Source organism: Pontibacter diazotrophicus, assembly GCF_003367245.1.
GTDB classification, from domain to species: Bacteria; Bacteroidota; Bacteroidia; order Cytophagales; family Hymenobacteraceae; genus Pontibacter; species Pontibacter diazotrophicus.
The window spans coordinates 1-566 of record NZ_QRGR01000087.1; the positions used below are offsets into that span (position 1 = coordinate 1).

The following is a 566-nucleotide window of genomic DNA, read 5'->3' on the forward strand; positions in this document are numbered from 1 at the left end:
GACACAGAAACCCCCTTAACGCACTGGTTCACATCCTCTCCGGCCTGACAGCCTACACCTTTCTCGACCACAAAAACAAAAGGTTCAACCCCGCCAGAACATTGGCTTAATTCCCGAGTTCACGTTAAAAATAAGAAAAAAACAGCCGTAATGTCATGAAAAACCCGCTTATTGCGGCAAGAAGAACCTTCGTCGCCGGTTGCTCTTCACCACTTCGATCCCTTACACCATCAGGATCAGATCGCTCCAGCTTAGAGAGCTGCCCACTGTGGCTTTGGGCAGCGGAAAGGTGCCCAAAGCCAACCTTTTGTAGTAGAGCACGAAGCCCCCGTGCTCCCAGTGCAACATTTCAAGACGGGTGCGCTTGCGGTTGAGGAACACGAACACCTCACCGCCCGTGGAACTGCGACCAAGTTCCGATGTTACGATGCCGCACAGCCGTATCCGCCCGACGAACTACATGTTTGACTTGTCCTTAAAGTTCTGCGGGTAGAGCTCGCGCAGGTTTTTGTGGTTGATGGACATGATGTTTTCCAGCGTGTGTTTAAGCCACTGGTAAGGGTTCA

At 51.8% G+C, this 566-nt stretch carries 1 protein-coding gene and 1 pseudogene; one reads left to right on the forward strand and one right to left on the reverse strand.

Going from position 1 to position 566, the window contains the following annotated elements; all coding sequences use genetic code 11:
* Positions 1-110: pseudogene (locus tag DXT99_RS28115) on the forward strand (IS982 family transposase); the annotation flags it as partial.
* A 112-nt stretch (positions 111-222) separates the two neighbouring features.
* Here DXT99_RS28115 and tnpB read toward each other — a convergent pair.
* On the reverse strand, positions 223-444 hold the full coding sequence (gene tnpB, locus DXT99_RS26790) for an IS66 family insertion sequence element accessory protein TnpB (RefSeq protein WP_147294333.1): 222 nt from the start codon (positions 442-444) through the stop codon (positions 223-225).
* Between the last annotated feature and the right edge of the window lie 122 nt (positions 445-566).